This is a genomic window from Proteiniphilum sp. (assembly GCF_034331125.1).
GTDB classification, from domain to species: Bacteria; Bacteroidota; Bacteroidia; order Bacteroidales; family Dysgonomonadaceae; genus Proteiniphilum; species Proteiniphilum saccharofermentans.
In genome coordinates, this window is record NZ_JAXQGC010000058.1 from 1 (window position 1) to 15901 (window position 15901).

The 15901-nt window shown below is 42.9% G+C and carries 13 protein-coding genes and 2 tRNA genes; 6 read left to right on the forward strand and 9 right to left on the reverse strand.

Annotated features, from left to right (window positions below):
- Positions 1-667: 667 nt before the first annotated feature.
- Positions 668-2506, forward strand: a complete 1839-nt coding sequence (locus U2P89_RS13740; RefSeq protein ID WP_091909112.1) for an ABC transporter ATP-binding protein — start codon at positions 668-670, stop codon at positions 2504-2506.
- A gap of 1 nt (position 2507) precedes the next feature.
- Here U2P89_RS13740 and U2P89_RS13745 read toward each other — a convergent pair whose 3' ends face one another.
- From U2P89_RS13745 to nadC, 4 genes are read right to left on the reverse strand one after another with little or no spacing between them, the layout of a single operon-like run.
- Positions 2508-4466, reverse strand: a complete 1959-nt coding sequence (locus U2P89_RS13745; protein ID WP_322191664.1) for a nucleoside-diphosphate sugar epimerase/dehydratase — start codon at positions 4464-4466, stop codon at positions 2508-2510.
- Positions 4467-4472: 6 nt separating this feature from the next.
- Positions 4473-6113, reverse strand: coding sequence for a S41 family peptidase (locus tag U2P89_RS13750; protein WP_322191665.1), 1641 nt, complete (start codon positions 6111-6113; stop codon positions 4473-4475).
- A gap of 16 nt (positions 6114-6129) precedes the next feature.
- Entirely contained in the window at positions 6130-6564 is a 435-nt protein-coding gene (locus tag U2P89_RS13755) for a deoxycytidylate deaminase (protein ID WP_092027812.1), read from the reverse strand.
- Positions 6565-6570: 6 nt separating this feature from the next.
- Complete coding sequence (nadC, locus tag U2P89_RS13760) at positions 6571-7425, reverse strand: carboxylating nicotinate-nucleotide diphosphorylase (RefSeq protein WP_091909104.1); 855 nt, start codon at positions 7423-7425, stop codon at positions 6571-6573.
- Positions 7426-7706: 281 nt separating this feature from the next.
- Here nadC and rlmH point away from each other — a divergent pair, with 281 nt between their 5' ends.
- Positions 7707-8180, forward strand: coding sequence for a 23S rRNA (pseudouridine(1915)-N(3))-methyltransferase RlmH (gene rlmH, locus U2P89_RS13765; protein ID WP_091909102.1), 474 nt, complete (start codon positions 7707-7709; stop codon positions 8178-8180).
- 35 nt (positions 8181-8215) lie between these two features.
- Positions 8216-8401: a hypothetical protein gene (locus tag U2P89_RS13770; RefSeq protein WP_091909099.1), complete on the forward strand. Its 186-nt coding sequence runs from the start codon at positions 8216-8218 to the stop codon at positions 8399-8401.
- 3 nt (positions 8402-8404) lie between these two features.
- Here U2P89_RS13770 and U2P89_RS13775 read toward each other — a convergent pair whose 3' ends face one another.
- Positions 8405-9064, reverse strand: coding sequence for a DNA alkylation repair protein (locus U2P89_RS13775; protein WP_091909096.1), 660 nt, complete (start codon positions 9062-9064; stop codon positions 8405-8407).
- Between the two features lie 239 nt (positions 9065-9303).
- Between U2P89_RS13775 and pepE the strand changes: the two genes are divergently transcribed.
- From pepE to U2P89_RS13790, 3 genes are all read left to right on the forward strand, one after another.
- Positions 9304-10017, forward strand: coding sequence for a dipeptidase PepE (pepE, locus tag U2P89_RS13780; RefSeq protein ID WP_091909117.1), 714 nt, complete (start codon positions 9304-9306; stop codon positions 10015-10017).
- Positions 10014-11204 (forward strand): Na+/H+ antiporter NhaA, encoded by a 1191-nt coding sequence (nhaA, locus tag U2P89_RS13785; RefSeq protein ID WP_091909093.1) that lies wholly within the window; start codon positions 10014-10016, stop codon positions 11202-11204. The genes pepE and nhaA overlap by 4 nt, the downstream gene beginning before the upstream one ends.
- Before the next feature lie 270 nt (positions 11205-11474).
- Positions 11475-12779, forward strand: a complete 1305-nt coding sequence (locus tag U2P89_RS13790; protein ID WP_091909091.1) for a Na+/H+ antiporter NhaC family protein — start codon at positions 11475-11477, stop codon at positions 12777-12779.
- 68 nt (positions 12780-12847) lie between these two features.
- Here U2P89_RS13790 and U2P89_RS13795 read toward each other — a convergent pair whose 3' ends face one another.
- The 4 genes from U2P89_RS13795 to U2P89_RS13810 all read right to left on the reverse strand — a co-directional run bounded on the left by U2P89_RS13795 (position 12848) and on the right by U2P89_RS13810 (position 15882).
- On the reverse strand, positions 12848-13876 hold the full coding sequence (locus U2P89_RS13795; RefSeq protein WP_091909088.1) for a dihydroorotate dehydrogenase-like protein: 1029 nt from the start codon (positions 13874-13876) through the stop codon (positions 12848-12850).
- A 360-nt stretch (positions 13877-14236) separates the two neighbouring features.
- On the reverse strand, positions 14237-15202 hold the full coding sequence (locus U2P89_RS13800) for a glycosyltransferase family 92 protein (RefSeq protein ID WP_232001500.1): 966 nt from the start codon (positions 15200-15202) through the stop codon (positions 14237-14239).
- 512 nt (positions 15203-15714) lie between these two features.
- Positions 15715-15801 (reverse strand) — tRNA-Leu (locus tag U2P89_RS13805).
- Between the two features lie 8 nt (positions 15802-15809).
- Positions 15810-15882: transfer RNA gene (locus U2P89_RS13810), tRNA-Gly, on the reverse strand.
- Between the last annotated feature and the right edge of the window lie 19 nt (positions 15883-15901).

Here is a 15901-nt window from a genome sequence, read left to right on the forward strand (position 1 = left end):
TCCTTGCTTTCGACTCAGGACTTATTTCCTGAAAGCGGGTGCAAAGATAGAGACTCTTTTCTTACCATCCAAACAATTCAACAAAAAAAATCAATCTTTTTTTCTGTCATTTTCCCCGATTTTCAATCAAACAAAAGAAGATCATATCATTACCTCAAGAAAAAAAATAATCTTTTTTTCAGGCTGACAGAAAAAAAATGGGAAACAGGTCAAAACCGGGAGAAAAACCCGAGAATTCCCTCTCCTGATTTTCTCTTAAAAATGCAGGAAAAACGACAACATTCTATAGAAAAAATAGAAAAACAGATATTCGATATGAAAAATCCGGAAAGGAAAATCTACAGACAGGAATAAACAAGAGAGTGAGAAATTATATTAAAAAGTGAAAAGATGCAATTTTTTCCATAGAATCACATTTTATAAGTATCTTCGCACAAAATCTACATTGCACCATTTAGAGGACTGCAACAATTCAATTATATTAGGCATTTCAAGTTTATTGCGCTATTTGAGTCGCTTTCGCTCCTCGATTGATAATTCTACGCTCAACATAGTCAAAACAAGTTTTGCCTTTGTGTTAGCTTATCGAAACAGTTATCGCAACGGCATAATGTAAGTGACAACAAACCAGAGGTGCAAATAAAACGTATAAAATAAGCACAAACAGATGAAAGGTATTATTCATATCTTAAAACGGTTTTTACCTCCTTATAAGAAATATGTCATCCTGGCATTTATCTTCAATATCTTGACAGCTATATTGAATGTCTTTTCTCTTGCAACCATTATTCCCATTCTCCAGGTTTTATTCAAAATAAACAGGGAAACATATTCATTTATCGAATGGGGGAGTTCTGACTATTCGTTTGTGGATATTTTACTTAATAATGCAAACTGGTATATAACACAACTTATCGAAACACACGGGAGCAGTACCACATTAATGGCACTAGCCACCTTCCTGATTGTGATGACCCTCCTGAAAACAGGAACTGCCTATTTTGGTTCATACTTTCTTATTCCTATAAGAACCGGCGTAGTGAAAGATATCCGGAACCAGATCAATGACAAAGTACTTTCCCTTCCTCTCGGCTTCTTTACGGAAGAGAGAAAAGGGGATATTCTTTCCAGGGTATCGGGCGATGTAAATGAAGTAGAGAACTCGGTGATGAGCTCTCTCGATATGCTCTTTAAGAATCCAATCCTGATCCTGATCTATCTGACCACTATGGTAATGTTAAGCTGGCAACTGACTCTCTTCGTAATGGTCGTGCTTCCGGTGATGGGGCTTGTGATGGGACGTGTAGGTAGAAGCCTGAAAAGAAGTTCTTTCACGGCTCAGAACAAATGGGGAGAACTGATGTCGCAGATGGAGGAGACACTAAGCGGGCTACGGGTAATCAAAGCATTCGGAGCAGAAAATAAGATCTCCGGAAGATTTCATAGAGGGAATAACGAGTTCAGGCGGATGTCGAACAGGATCGCTCGCAGGCAGCAATTGGCACACCCCATGAGTGAGTTGCTGGGGACAATCACTATCGCCATTGTACTCTGGTTCGGGGGTACCTTGATATTAGAGGGCAATAGTATGATTGATGCCGCCTCGTTCATTTACTATCTGACCATATTCTATAGTATTATCAATCCCGCCAAGGAATTTTCCAAATCGGCTTATGCCGTACAGCGTGGACTGGCATCGATGGAGCGTATCGACAAAATACTGACTGCCGACAATAAGATTACCGACCCGGCACAATCTGTCGCGGTTACATTCAATTCCTATATAGATTACAAGGATGTATGGTTTAAATATGAAACAGATTGGGTCATCAAAGGAGTGAATCTGAAGATAGATAAGGGAAAGACCATTGCTCTTGTCGGTCAGTCGGGATCCGGAAAATCGACTATGGCTGATCTCCTGCCCCGGTTCTATGATATACAGAAGGGCGAAATTCTTATCGACGGGATCAATATAAAAGATATGAAAGTCCGGGATCTGAGGTCGCTGATGGGTTATGTAAACCAGGAAGCTATCCTGTTTAACGACACCTTTTATAATAATATTGCCTTTGGGGTTACCAACGCCACGGAAAGCGAAGTGATCAACGCTGCAAAAATAGCCAATGCCCACGGGTTCATTATGGCTACCGAACACGGCTATCAAACCAATATCGGCGACCGGGGCGGTAAGCTGTCGGGAGGACAGCGCCAACGCATCAGCATTGCACGGGCTATACTGAAAAACCCGAAGATCCTGATACTGGACGAAGCCACTTCGGCCCTCGATACCGATTCGGAACGGCTGGTACAGGAAGCGCTGGAGAAACTGATGAAAAACCGGACTACCATTGTGATAGCCCACAGATTATCCACCATCAAAAATGCTGATGAGATCTATGTAATGAAAGATGGGCAAATTGTGGAATCGGGGCAACATTCCACTCTTTATGCACAAGGAGGATACTACACTTCGTTATGTGATACACAACGCGATCTAAGCGAATAATCTATCCCTTATCCTTAGGAACAGGGACAAACGATTCTTTTTCAGAGATTTTCTCCAATAGCCGGTCTACCGCCTCGAAAGGAGAATTTATACTACGGAATTCGGGGACGACTTCTTTCATCTTCTTCACTGTCCGCATATCATCATATTCGTAAGAAGCATGAATCAGAGCGTTTATTTTGCGGTTCACCTCTTCATATTCATACTCACGCACATCTGCGATCATTATTTTCTCATGATAGGTCGGTTTGGTATGCTCGGCTATGTTCAATAGTTCTTCATAGAGTTTTTCCCCATGCCGTAATCCGGTAAACTCAATTTTGATATTCTTTGAACCGGAAAGCCGGATCATCCTTTTTGCCAGATCCAGGATTTTGACAGGCTTACCCATATCGAAAATATAGATTTCTCCGCCTTTGCCCATAGCACCCGCTTCGAGTACCAACTGACACGCTTCCGGAATGGTCATGAAATAACGGATGATCTCCGGATGGGTTACGGTAACAGGACCTCCATTCTTTATCTGTTCCCTGAACAAAGGTATTACCGAACCGTTCGATCCCAACACATTACCAAAACGGGTAGTAATAAACTGCGTAGTTCTCTTCCCGCTTTTTGCTATATATTTTGCCAGCGACTGTACGTAGATCTCACAAATCCTTTTGGAACAACCCATTACATTTGAAGGGTTCACCGCCTTGTCGGTAGAGACCATCACAAATTTGTCGGCATTGTATTTTACGGCCAGGTCTGCGACGATCTTCGTCCCAAGGATATTGGTCTGTACCGATTCCGACACATTGTCCTCCATCATCGGCACATGCTTGTATGCCGCTGCATGGAAAATATACTGCGGCCGTGTCCTGGAAAAGATACGCTCCATCCGGCTGGCATTGCTGACATCGGCCACAATGATCTCGGCACGGAGTTCCCTCCATTTATCTTTCAGTTCGAGCCTCATGTCATGTAACGGGGTTTCCGCCTGATCTATAAGAATAATACTGTAGGGATTGAAATTGGCTACCTGGCGGACTATCTCGCTACCTATCGATCCGGCGGCACCTGTCACCATTACACGTTTGCCTTCAATATTTGAAGCTATCTTCAACATATTGATGTGGATCGGATCACGGGGCAAAAGATCTTCAATCTGTACGTCTTTCAACTGCTCCTTGCTCATAATCATTCCGTTCCACTCGTTCAAAGGTACAGTAGTTAGCAATGAGATGTTATGATCCACAAAATTACTCAGGAGGTCAGAATTCTTTATCTCCTCCATTTGCTGAGGTGAAACGATGATGGTCTTCACATCCTTACTCTCCAGTGTCCTGAATATATTTTCATTATTCGCATAGATCGTTATCCCCATCAACTCCTTTCCCACCATCTGGCTTTCGTCGGATATGAATCCGAGTACCCGGTAGTTGAATTCACTATTCCCCTTCAATCCTTTCGCAACACTTATTCCAGCCTCTTTAGTTCCATAGATAAATACATTAACAGGTTTCACATCTCTCCCTGTAATAAATTCATATACCTCTTTCGTCAGTATCCTCGAAAAAATCATCAGGAACATATTGAAAAAGAATATAGAGATGAATGTAACATCATCGAGGTAAAAATCGGTCTGATGGCTCTTCAATATAACAATGCCAAGATAGGCAAATGCGTAACCCACTATTAATGCATATGTGATTCTCATCAGGTCGGAGAATGAAGAGAATCTTAGAATGCCACTGAATGTACGAAACAATATAAAAGTAATCGAATTGACAAAAACCAGGATTACCCCTAACGTGACACCATCGGCCCTGACTTCGGGTGTAAGCCCGACAAACCCATATCTCATCAGATACATCACTAAACAGGAAAACATGATCATGAGAATGTCAATCACGAAAATTGTAAAACGGGATAAAACCCTGTTCGATAAAAAAAAATTATGTATTAAATTACTCATAATAGTCTAGTTAAGTTTATACTCCTCGGTCACAATAGATTGATGTGTAGTCTTCCCTGTTTCTATCAATTCAATTCCCTTTTTAATCAATGGATCTTCCTTGTGGTAGGCTGCCCAGAAAGCTTCTTCTCCAAAGAAGTTACGGATAATATAGGCATACATTACATTCTCCAGCAACTCACTCGATTCCTGAACATAGTAAGGCCTTCTTCTGATACCGTTATGATCTGCAAAGCTCACCAGGTTTAACAGCAACGGTTGTTGCTGCAAATACCGGTAAAGTTCCTGCCAGGTATCGAAACTATTCAGCTTTTCACGGTTCATATCGGAATAAAGCATCGCATATTTCTCATCTAACCGGTTATTCACTACCATATTATAATAGGGATTTATCCCTGCTGTGTCGCGAGGCACAAAGATATCAGGCATGATTCCGCCTCCACCATAGACCGTCCTGCCTCCTGCCGTCTGAAAAGGAATAAGATGGTTGGATACTGTATCCACGTTAACATAATCTCCTTCTATATAACGGTTAATAGCCTCCATTTCATATTCATCATATCTTCCCCTTTCATATCCGCGCTGGATAGATCTGCCCGAAGCTGTATAATAGCGAGCCACAGTGAGTCTCACGGCCGAACCGTCAGGAAAATTACGCTGTCCCTGTACCAGTCCCTTACCAAATGAGCGCCTGCCTATCACCAAACCTCTGTCGTGATCCTGGACAGCTCCGGCAAAGATCTCACTGGCGGATGCACTGAATTCGTCGATCAGCACCACGACATCGTCTTCCTTGCAGGTTCCGGATCCGTTCGCATAGCTGTCAGTCCTCGGAAAATTCCGACCTTGTGTATATACGATCAGGTCGCCTCTGTTCAAAAATTCGTTCACCATAGCCACTACTACATCCAGGGATCCTCCCACATTTCCTCTGAGATCGATCACAAAAGAGTTAGCACCCTGGCTTTTCAACTTGGATATGGCTGAGATGAATTCGCTGAAGGTGTTAAAGCCGAAGTTTTTCCCCAATTTAATAAAACCGATCTTATTCGTCAACATATAGGCTGCATTGACGCTGTTCATGGGGATATCTCCCCGGGTAACGATGATTTCACGCAAGTAGTCGTCACCGGGTCTCAGAATCCCCAGTTTCACTTCAGAGCCCATTTCACCGCGTAGTTTTTCCATCACTTCTTCATTACGGAGTTTTGTTCCGGCGACTAAAGTATCATTCACCGTCACGATCCTGTCCCAATGTATAATACCTGCGGCTTCAGACGGGCCACCCGGTACGATACCTGTTACTACAATGGTATCCCTCAGGACATAAAAATTAACGCCAATCCCTGAGAAATGGCCTTCCAGGTCTTCGTTCACCCGTCGCATATCGGTAGCAGAGATATATTCTGAATGAGGATCCAGTTCCCGGATAATATTGGGCAGTGCGTCCTCTACCAATTGGCGCATATTGACCGTATCGACATACGACTCCCTGACATAGTTCAGCACCGCATCTATCTTTCCGGATCCTTCCACACTTCCCGAACGTCCGAACTGACTATATCTGCTTCCGATAAATATACCCAATGCAATACTAACGCCTATCCATAAAGGCAGCCATATCCGGGCCTTCTTTCCTGCATTCATCCAATTTCTCCTGTTACTATTTATCAATTTCTACCGAAACAAGTTCAACATTGGCTCTTCTCAACAGATCAATTCCATCGCTCAACCGGTAATTTTCGGCAAATACCACTCTGCTTATACCAGCCTGGATGATTAACTTGGCACACTCAATACAAGGTGAAGAGGTGACATAAAGCGTGGCTCCATCACTACTGTTATTGGACCGGGCTACTTTCGTAATCGCATTCGCCTCGGCATGGAGCACATAAGGTTTTGTTATATCATTTTCATCTTCACACACATTCTCAAAACCTGAGGGAGTGCCATTATAACCGTCGGAAATGATCATCTTATCTTTCACCAGGAGCGCACCGACCTTTCTGCGTTTGCAATAAGAGTTTTCCGCCCATATAAAAGCCATACGCATATACCGCCTGTCGAGCAAATCCTGCTTTTCCTCGTTTTGTTCCATGTTACATCAGATTGCTTTTAAACTCATATCGAGACTTTTCACCGAATGAGTCAGTGCACCTACCGATATATAATCCACCCCTGTTTCGGCATATTCACGAATGGTATCGATAGTGATCCCACCCGAAGATTCCAACTCCACATGTTCATTCACAGCCTTCACGATCTTCACTGCATCGAAGGTTTGTGCAGGAGTAAAATTATCGAGCATGATCCTGTCTACTCCACCTACGCGGAGCGCCTCTTCAAGTTCATCCAGGGTTCTTACCTCTACCTCAATTTTGAGTTTTTTGTTTTTCTCTTTTAAATAGTTTTGTGCACCGCGGATAGCTTTTTCAATTCCTCCTGCAAAATCCACATGATTGTCTTTCAACAGGATCATATCAAACAGTCCTATCCGGTGATTCTCTCCTCCCCCGATCCTGACAGCTTGTTTTTCAAGGATGCGCATTCCCGGAGTGGTTTTCCGGGTGTCGAGTACTTTTGCTGCCGTACCTTCAAGTAGTTTCATATAGCTGTTGGTTATGGTGGCGATACCGCTCATGCGCTGCATAATATTAAGTACAAGCCGCTCGGTCTGCAAAATGGAGCGTACCTTTCCCGATACCACAAAGGCTATGTCTCCCGGTTTAACATATGTCCCATCTTGAAGGAAAACCTCTACCTGTAACGCCGGATCAAAGGTATGGAATACTTCAATCGCTATATCTACACCGGCAAGTATACCTTCCTCCTTAATAAGTAATTTGGATTTCCCTTCTTCTGTCTCCGGGATACTACAGAGGGTGGTGTGGTCTCCGTCTCCGATATCTTCTGTAAAAGCTAATCGGATAAGGTTATGAATTAACTCTTTTTCTGTCATACTAAAAACGATACTGCTCCGCTATATCATAAAACAAACAATCTGCCCGTTTTGTTATTTTTTTACAAGAATTTTAGTGCAAAAATAAGAAATAAACAATTATATTTGTCCTTAAAGACAGCTTTTTTCGTTTTCTCAGGCCAAATTACTCATATTCTGTGGTTATTCAGTAGTTGTTCAATGGTTATTTGACAATAACACGAAGTGAACATCCCGCAAGGCAGGAAATAACAATGAAATCAGATAACAAGAGCGAAGCGAACGAATAACAATTAAATTGAATGAAAATTATTTTACTTTCCATAGGCAAGACCGACGATCCTCTTTTTTCACAAATCATAGAAGAGTACAAAAAGAGGGTCAATTACTATATGCCACTCGAAATGCAGTTCATCCCAGATATAAAAAACACAAAGAATCTCTCCGAGAAAGAACAAAAAAAGCAGGAAGGGGAAAAACTACTGAAATGGCTCCAACCATCAGATCATGTTGTTCTACTCGATGACAAAGGGAAACAATACTGTTCAGTGGAGTTTGCCGGATATATAGAGAAAAAGTCTTTTTCTGCTTCAAAGCGGCTGGTCTTCGTTGTGGGAGGCCCTTATGGATTTTCCGGCGAAGTTCGGGAAAGAGCCAACGAAATGGTGTCGCTATCCAGGATGACTTTTACTCACCAAATGGTAAGGTTAGTCTTTGCAGAACAGCTTTATCGTGCAATGACAATTTTACACAATGAACCTTATCATCACGAATAAAAATTTATTATCTTTGTAAGAATTATAGGAGAGATATGTCAAAGAAGAAAACAATCCTTACCGTGATGTGGGTCATCATCGTATTGATCGCAATCGCATCAGTGATTTCATTAATAGTATTTCCCCGATGGAAAGGCTTTTTTCTGGCAGGAAGCGGAGCCTTTCTCATTTTGAACCTTCTCCTGTCATTGTTTTTTATCAGTAAGAATTTCAAACAATAACGGTTATAGATCGAACTCAAAAAAGAGCAGATCAAAAATCTCTTTTTCCTGAGGATTGGCAGAGTATTCAAACCCGGATATCAGCTGCAACACTCTTTCTGCATTACCAGCTGAGGTTCTACCGAAGAACTTCAATACATTCAATGCCGATTGGCGTAATAACAGCGATTCGCCTTTCAGATCGCTCTTCGCCCTTCCCAACAATTCTTCAAAGTGGATATGTTTTACCAATTCAGATTGGATAATGCATAACCTGGCAAAAAGCCAATATCCGGTAGTGCGAATAGTTTCATCATCGCTTCCCGTCCAATCCTCTACTAACTCATCAGCATAAGGCAACTCCTGGAAAAGATTTTTACACACTTGTTCACGGATTTCCTGATTGGCTGCACCCTGTACCCAACGATAGGCATCTTCCTTAGAAAAATGGACAGGCGGACAGAGCATTGTCGCCAGTATTTTCAACTCACGCACATCCTCTTTCCACATTATTTCCGCCAAGACTTTATCTGGCATATATTTGGCTGCGATTTGTTTGAGCCGTGGAACATCCACCCCAAAATTCATACGATATCCTACTCCTTTCGCCCGCATACTGGCGGCAGTCACACCATTCATCGACATCCGCAGATCGGCTCGTATATTACGTAAAATTGTCTCCATTGCTTATTCTGTTTGGCTACAAAATTACGCTATTCAGAAATAAAACAATAATTTTCAAACATTTTTCACTATATTTGCAGAATATGTGATATGCCTTGGAAAAGTTCAACTAGTTAGGCTACACTCTCGGCTTTTATTATATCTGTAGAATATAAGATGCGCCTCGGACAAGCTCAAACAAGTTTGGCTTGTTTCCCGGCTTTCATTATATTTGCATTACAATTAAAAATATATAAATGATGAGACTCCTCTTAATCAGCAACTCCACCAATCCCGGTGAAGGATATCTGGAGTATCCCAAAGACCGGATCAAAGAATTTCTGGGAGACAAAGCAAATAATGCTATTTTTATTCCTTATGCAGCAGTCACTTTTTCTTTTGATGAATATGAAGAGAAGGTAAATGCCCGTTTTGCAGAAATCGGCCATCATGTCACAGGTATTCATCGCTTCATTAATCCTGTGGAAGCTATTGAAAATGCCGATGCCATTGTTGTCGGAGGCGGAAACACATGGCAATTGGTGAAGATGCTTCAGGAAAAGGGACTGATGAAAGTGATCCGTAAGAAAGTCAGGAAGGGTACACCCTACATTGGTTGGAGTGCCGGGTCCAATATCGCCTGCCCTACTTTAAGAACTACCAATGATATGCCTATTGTGGAGCCCTTGAAATTTAAAACCCTGAAATTGGTTCCCTTCCAGATCAACCCCCATTATCTCGATGATCATCCGGCGAATCATGGCGGTGAGACCAGAGAGGTACGCATCAAAGAGTTTATAGAGATTAACCGTGATATCTATGTAGTAGGACTTCGTGAAAGCACCATGCTTCTTGTAGAAGATGACGAGATGGAACTGATAGGCCCCCGTAAGGCCCGTATCTTCAAATACGGGCAGGAACCGATGGAGCTTTCCAATGAAGATGATTTCAGTTTTCTCCTGCAACGAAAATGAGTACCGGACATATTAGTAACCTCCAACCTAGCGCGTCGCTATTCCGACGGATCATCAACGACAGCAGGTCGTTAGGTGTACTTCTATTGTTATGCACTCTCCTATCGCTGGCATTAACGAATATCAAAGGGATTGGAGAACTTTACTCTAATTTCTGGGAGATGTCGATTCCCGGGTTTCACCATCTACACCTACCGCATACCATCATCCATTTCATAAACGACGCCTTGATGACGTTGTTCTTTTTCCATGTGGCGATCGACATCAAAAAGGAAGTGACCACAGGGGAACTCTCGTCTTTTAGCAGGATGATGCTCCCCACCACATCTGCGTTGTTCGGAGTAGCTTTTCCGGCAGTTATTTTTTCCGTAATTACTGCTGGCACAGCCTATTCAAACGGGTGGGCCATACCAACCGCTACAGATATTGCTTTCACCCTCGGCATGATAAGTCTTTTAGGTAAAGCGGTTCCCCATTCCATGAAAGTCTTTTTGACGGCATTGGCCATTATAGATGACCTGTGTGCGATTCTCATTATTGCATTGTTTTATGGTTCTTCGCTTTATTTGATATGGTTAGCGGGAGTGGCTGCCGTGGGGATCGTGATATTTCTTATTAACCGTTATGTCCACCATAAATGGGTTTATATTGTGACAGCCGGACTAGGATTGATCATGTGGTATTGCATGTTCCGATCGGGCATCCACGCTTCATTTGCCGGAGTAATACTTGCCTTTATTCTTCCGATAAGCAAGATGCCCGCATTTGAGAGAAGAATTACTCTTCCGGTCAATTTTTTCATTGTCCCCCTCTTCGCATTGGCTAACACCAGTATTTTCATCACACCGGCGGCCATATCCGGACTGACGTCCCCTCTTTCTCTCGGAATTATTCTGGGTCTGTTCATCGGGAAACCGCTGGGTATCACACTTGCTGTTTATCTGATGGTCAAACTCCGACTGGTCAGGTTAGCAAATATCCGTTGGACCCAGTTTATCGGGATCGGCATATTGGCCGGTATCGGCTTCACCATGTCAATCTTCGTGTCGAATCTTTCTTTTCCTGATAATAAGATGATGATGGATATTGCGAAACTGTCGGTACTGATTGCTTCGGCTTTGGCAATGATTGTTGGGTATATATGGCTCAAAGCATTTTCTCGCGAAAAGGAAGAAATCGAGGCATAAATGAAATAGACGCTTTACCGTCAACAAGTCCATAATCGGCTGTAACCTTTCTTTCATTTTTTCCTCCAAAATATGAGACTAACCCCAAAATTCCGATTGGATAAAGAAGTCGATCCGAAAGATTTTTCACAAAACCCGGTTATCACATCCTCTCCTTTTTCAGGATAGGAATTTACTATTGTTTTTGGGTTTGGAAATTATCTTGTATTTTTGCCATCCGTAACAAGACAGGTTATCATTTACCGTTTATCAAGCAGGCAATAATAAACAATGGATCCTCAAACAACCGGGAACAAGGGAAATGGCTGGGCCCTACTCCCTTTCGCTATATTTTTTATCCTTTACGCTATCACGTTTGCTACTACACGTGACCTACGCAATATGCCCGTCTCAGTGGCTTTTACAATAGCTACCGCCGTCGCCATCCTTTCTGTGCGGCGAACTCCTTTTCCGGAACGGTTACGTATCTTCTCAAAAGGTGCCGGTAATGAAACTATCATGCTCATGGTCGTCATCTTCATCCTTGCCGGTGCTTTTTCTGCCATTGCCGGTTCAATGGGAGCCGTAGATGCTACCGTAAACCTGATCCTTTATACCATGCCGCCACAGGCCATCATGGCAGGATTATTCGCGGCAGCATGTGTAATTTCCATGTCAATGGGCACTTCAAGCGGGACCGTTGCCGCGCTGGCACCCATTGCCGTCGGTATTTCAGGGCAGACCGATATAGGCCCGGCCATGATACTCGGCGTAGTAATCGGGGGTGCCATGTTCGGTGATAACCTCTCGTTTATCTCAGATACCACTATTGTAGTAACCAAAACACAAGGCTGTAAAATGACTGACAAGTTCCGTGTCAACTCCATGATTGTCATCCCGATGGCAATCATTATGGTGATGATCTACATCTTCATGGGACGTGATATTACCGTCACCAACGAGGTGGCTTTCGACAGCGCCGACTGGATAAAGGTAATCCCCTATCTTGTCGTATTGATCACCGCATTGGCAGGTGTGGATGTGATTATCGTCCTCCTGACAGGAATAATACTTTCGTCGTTCTTCGGATTGGTCTCTCCGGATTTTTCAGTATGGGATCTGACGTTATCAGCAAAAACAGGTATTGTCTCGGATATGGGCGAACTGATCATAGTCACTATTATGGCAGGCGGAGTTTTCGAAGTTATCAAATACAACAAAGGGATCGATTGGCTTATCCATATACTCACGCGCAAAATATCGTCGAAACGTGGTGCAGAATTCTCCATTGCCGGTTTGGTGATGTTCACCAATTTCTGCACCGCCAATAACACTATCGCCTGTATTATCACCGGCCCGATTGCCAAAGATATCAGTACCCGTTTCGAACTCGACAACCGCAAAACGGCCAGCCTGATGGATACCTTCTCCTGCTTTGTGCAAGGCATGATTCCTTACGGCGCACAATTACTCATTGCCGCCGGAATAGCGAATATCAATCCGGTGGAAATCGTGCCGAAGCTCTACTATCCCTTTCTGACCGGTATTGCCGCGACCATTGCCATCACTTTGCGATATCCGAAGCGATATTCGTAAAAAAGAGACAAGCTCAATCATTACAATTGAAACCGTCTCTCTATATTGAATCCTTTCCGGACAAACGATTAAAAACCGCGATGCTGCATATTTCCGAAGATCGTATCGGAATGTAGTATCAGGTCTACATACTGCGCCCGCTTGTAAATCAAAAGATTGTCATTTTTATTAAGTACACTGTCCGAAAGTTTCCCCCTGAACTGATCCAAAGTATCGTAGCCTTTCCTTTCCATCCATTCCTCAATCTCACGGATCATTCCTGTGATCTGTTTCATCCCATGTCTGTAGACAGCGCTTACCACCTGCACACAGGTTGCACCGGAGAGGATCAGCTTGATCACATCATCCCCGTTGAAGACACCCCTGCTACCACATACGGCAGCATTCACACGGCCGTATAGCATTCCGGCGATACGCAACGACTGTTTGTAATCACCCTTTTTACTCAAGTTAAATGCTCTTCTGTGACTCTCCTTCTCAATATCTATATCAGGCTGAAAGAAAGAGTTGAAAAGCACCATTCCGTCTACACCCGCTTCATCGAGACGTTTCGCGAAGTGCAGGATATTGGTATAGTCGGAACTGAGCTTTACACTCACCGGTATGGACAGTTGTTTTTTTATCTCAGTAACCATCGCTATCTGTCGATTTTCGATTTCTGCCGCATCAAGGTCGAACTGCGTGGGTGTCTGATAAAGGTTGAGTTCTATTCCGTCCACTCCGGTCTCTTCGATCAGGCGTGCATAGCGGAACCAGGATGATTCGTTCACGGCATTCAGACTGGCTATCACCGGTACGGAAAGACTTTCTTTCGCATTGCGGATCTTTACCAAGTAATACTCGATCTCGGAACGATCGATATCAGGGTGAAGCGAAGTCATCTCGGCATGGATATCGTTATACTCGTCCTTCAACTCGTCGAATTGCAGATCTTCCAACTGTATCTGTTCTTCAAAGAGTGTTTTATAGACTATGGCTGCAGCTCCCGCCTGCTCGGCTTTTTTCAGTGAATCGATCTCAGATGACAGTTCTGATGCCCCCAGTATGACCGGGTTTTTGAGCGGAATGCCCATGTAGGATGTTTCCAGGTTCTTCATACGACTATATTTTTTATATATTAATTTCTCACGATCAATGCCAAAATATCAGCTTCTATCTTTATATTAATCCTCATGGCCGGTTCAGGCACAGGATTCCCGGCATATCAGTTTATAAAAATTCACCTCAATACCGGTTTAGCATACAAGACAAAGTTACATTTTTTTCACGAAAGAACCATATCGGGATGTAAAAATATAGTTGTTAAGCATCATCCAAGAGTTACTGTCGCTGTATTACGGTATCGGGGAATTTGTATCGGGAAAATCGAGCGAAGGGGCTTGGGGAACGGGAGTTATTGGCCAAATCTCGAATCAACCACAACAAGAATTACCCGGCTTGCTCGGTTTTTCGATTGATCACCCCTCTATATCATTAAGGTCGAATTGTTCAAAATAGTCCAAATTCCGGATACTAAGTGCCCTAGCCCGACCTCTGGCACGTTTTTCCAAAAACTCTTCGTAGGATTTTACAGCATAATGGTTGATACGAATAACATCGTGCTGGGGGTTGCGATCTCTGAAATTCTTTCGAACCGATTGACCGTGCGAATCAACAGTTTTTCCGGACATTCTTGCTACTTCATGGCAACCGATAAATGAAAAGACACGACGTGGATTGACAATACTCTTAACATTCCTGTTCAAAATATGGCTTGGTTCCGAATGTCTTTTAAATCGCTCCATGACCCCTCCGGCCACTTTTTTTCTGGCTCCACCGCTACCATATACCAACCAATTAACCTCTACTGCGGACGCACCCTCGAACCTGCACAAAAACTGGGGAATCGTTTTGTCTTGCATAGGCACTATGAACTCATCCAGATCAATAAACGCAATCCAACGTGCATCCAAACGATGTTTTTCCAAGCAATCATCATAGACCGGCAGTTGTTGTTTCACCCCCTTCCTAAACACATATTCCACCAATCCTGATACTATGTAAGGTTCCAATACTTCTTTGGTATTATCCGTACTTTCGTTGTCATATATGTAAAACTTCTCTATTCCTAAATTATGATGCCATTCTATCCATTCCTGAAAATAGGGGCCTTCGTTTTTTGCTATTGCGCAGACAGCCAGATAATGCTTCGGAGATACCGTCCTATTGCGATATACCTTCCAGCGGAGTTTAAGAGCCCGTAGTAATCCATAACGCAAAATTCCCCGCCATTGGTTCCTCGTCATTTTGTGTGGGATGATTCCTGCCATGACCTCCGCAAACCCCTTACGCATCAAAAAGGATAGATCAGATTTTACCAATTCCTCACGCCACTTCTCCCTTTTCGATCTGTTAGGAATAAATGCCGTCAGAAAGTTTGCCATTGATTTATTTATGATCATTCGTTGTCGTCTTCACCTTAATAATGGATTAAAAGAGAAATTCATAATAAAGACACATAAAACTGAAAAACACTGCATTATTTTAGTTTTTTTAATAATAGGATAGCTTTTTCGCTTCTTGTTTCAAGCGTTCTACTTCTTGACCAACTCGCATGATGACTTATAAATTTCTTCACGGACAACCTGTGTAGGGTCTTGTCATTCCAATATTCGGATTTCAACTCAAGAAGGTCGATTGAATTTTTTCAACCGTCATGAAGTGAATTTATTGATAAAATGTTGTAAGCGGGTGAAGATTGATTCCATACCATAATTGCTGAAGTGATGTATTGCAAAAATAAGGATAAAAGGGAAAATATAGGCAAGTGGAACGGGAAAAGAGTGGCTCATGGTTAAAGTTGTTTAAATCTTATATCTCGTTTTCTTTGGAGCCCTTTGGCGTCCTGCAAAAAAGAAAAACTGCTGTAAATCAATTGATTTACAGCAGTTTTTCTTGGTACTCGGAGCGGGACTTGAACCCGCACAACCGTAATGGTCACAAGATTTTAAGTCTTGCGTGTCTACCATTCCACCATCCGAGCGTACCTTGAGCGGAAGACGGGACTCGAACCCGCGACCCTAACCTTGGCAAGGTTATGCTCTACCAACTGAGCTACTTCCGCAATAATATTTTGTTCTTTT

Coding starts and splice junctions, on each gene's coding strand:
- U2P89_RS13740 (WP_091909112.1), top strand. CDS start 668: ATGAAAGGTATTATTCATATCTTAAAACGGTTTTTACCTCCTTATAAG.
- U2P89_RS13745 (WP_322191664.1), bottom strand. CDS start 4,466: ATGAGTAATTTAATACATAATTTTTTTTTATCGAACAGGGTTTTATCC.
- U2P89_RS13750 (WP_322191665.1), bottom strand. CDS start 6,113: ATGAATGCAGGAAAGAAGGCCCGGATATGGCTGCCTTTATGGATAGGC.
- U2P89_RS13755 (WP_092027812.1), bottom strand. CDS start 6,564: ATGGAACAAAACGAGGAAAAGCAGGATTTGCTCGACAGGCGGTATATG.
- nadC (WP_091909104.1), bottom strand. CDS start 7,425: ATGACAGAAAAAGAGTTAATTCATAACCTTATCCGATTAGCTTTTACA.
- rlmH (WP_091909102.1), top strand. CDS start 7,707: ATGAAAATTATTTTACTTTCCATAGGCAAGACCGACGATCCTCTTTTT.
- U2P89_RS13770 (WP_091909099.1), top strand. CDS start 8,216: ATGTCAAAGAAGAAAACAATCCTTACCGTGATGTGGGTCATCATCGTA.
- U2P89_RS13775 (WP_091909096.1), bottom strand. CDS start 9,064: ATGGAGACAATTTTACGTAATATACGAGCCGATCTGCGGATGTCGATG.
- pepE (WP_091909117.1), top strand. CDS start 9,304: ATGAGACTCCTCTTAATCAGCAACTCCACCAATCCCGGTGAAGGATAT.
- nhaA (WP_091909093.1), top strand. CDS start 10,014: ATGAGTACCGGACATATTAGTAACCTCCAACCTAGCGCGTCGCTATTC.
- U2P89_RS13790 (WP_091909091.1), top strand. CDS start 11,475: ATGGATCCTCAAACAACCGGGAACAAGGGAAATGGCTGGGCCCTACTC.
- U2P89_RS13795 (WP_091909088.1), bottom strand. CDS start 13,876: ATGAAGAACCTGGAAACATCCTACATGGGCATTCCGCTCAAAAACCCG.
- U2P89_RS13800 (WP_232001500.1), bottom strand. CDS start 15,202: ATGGCAAACTTTCTGACGGCATTTATTCCTAACAGATCGAAAAGGGAG.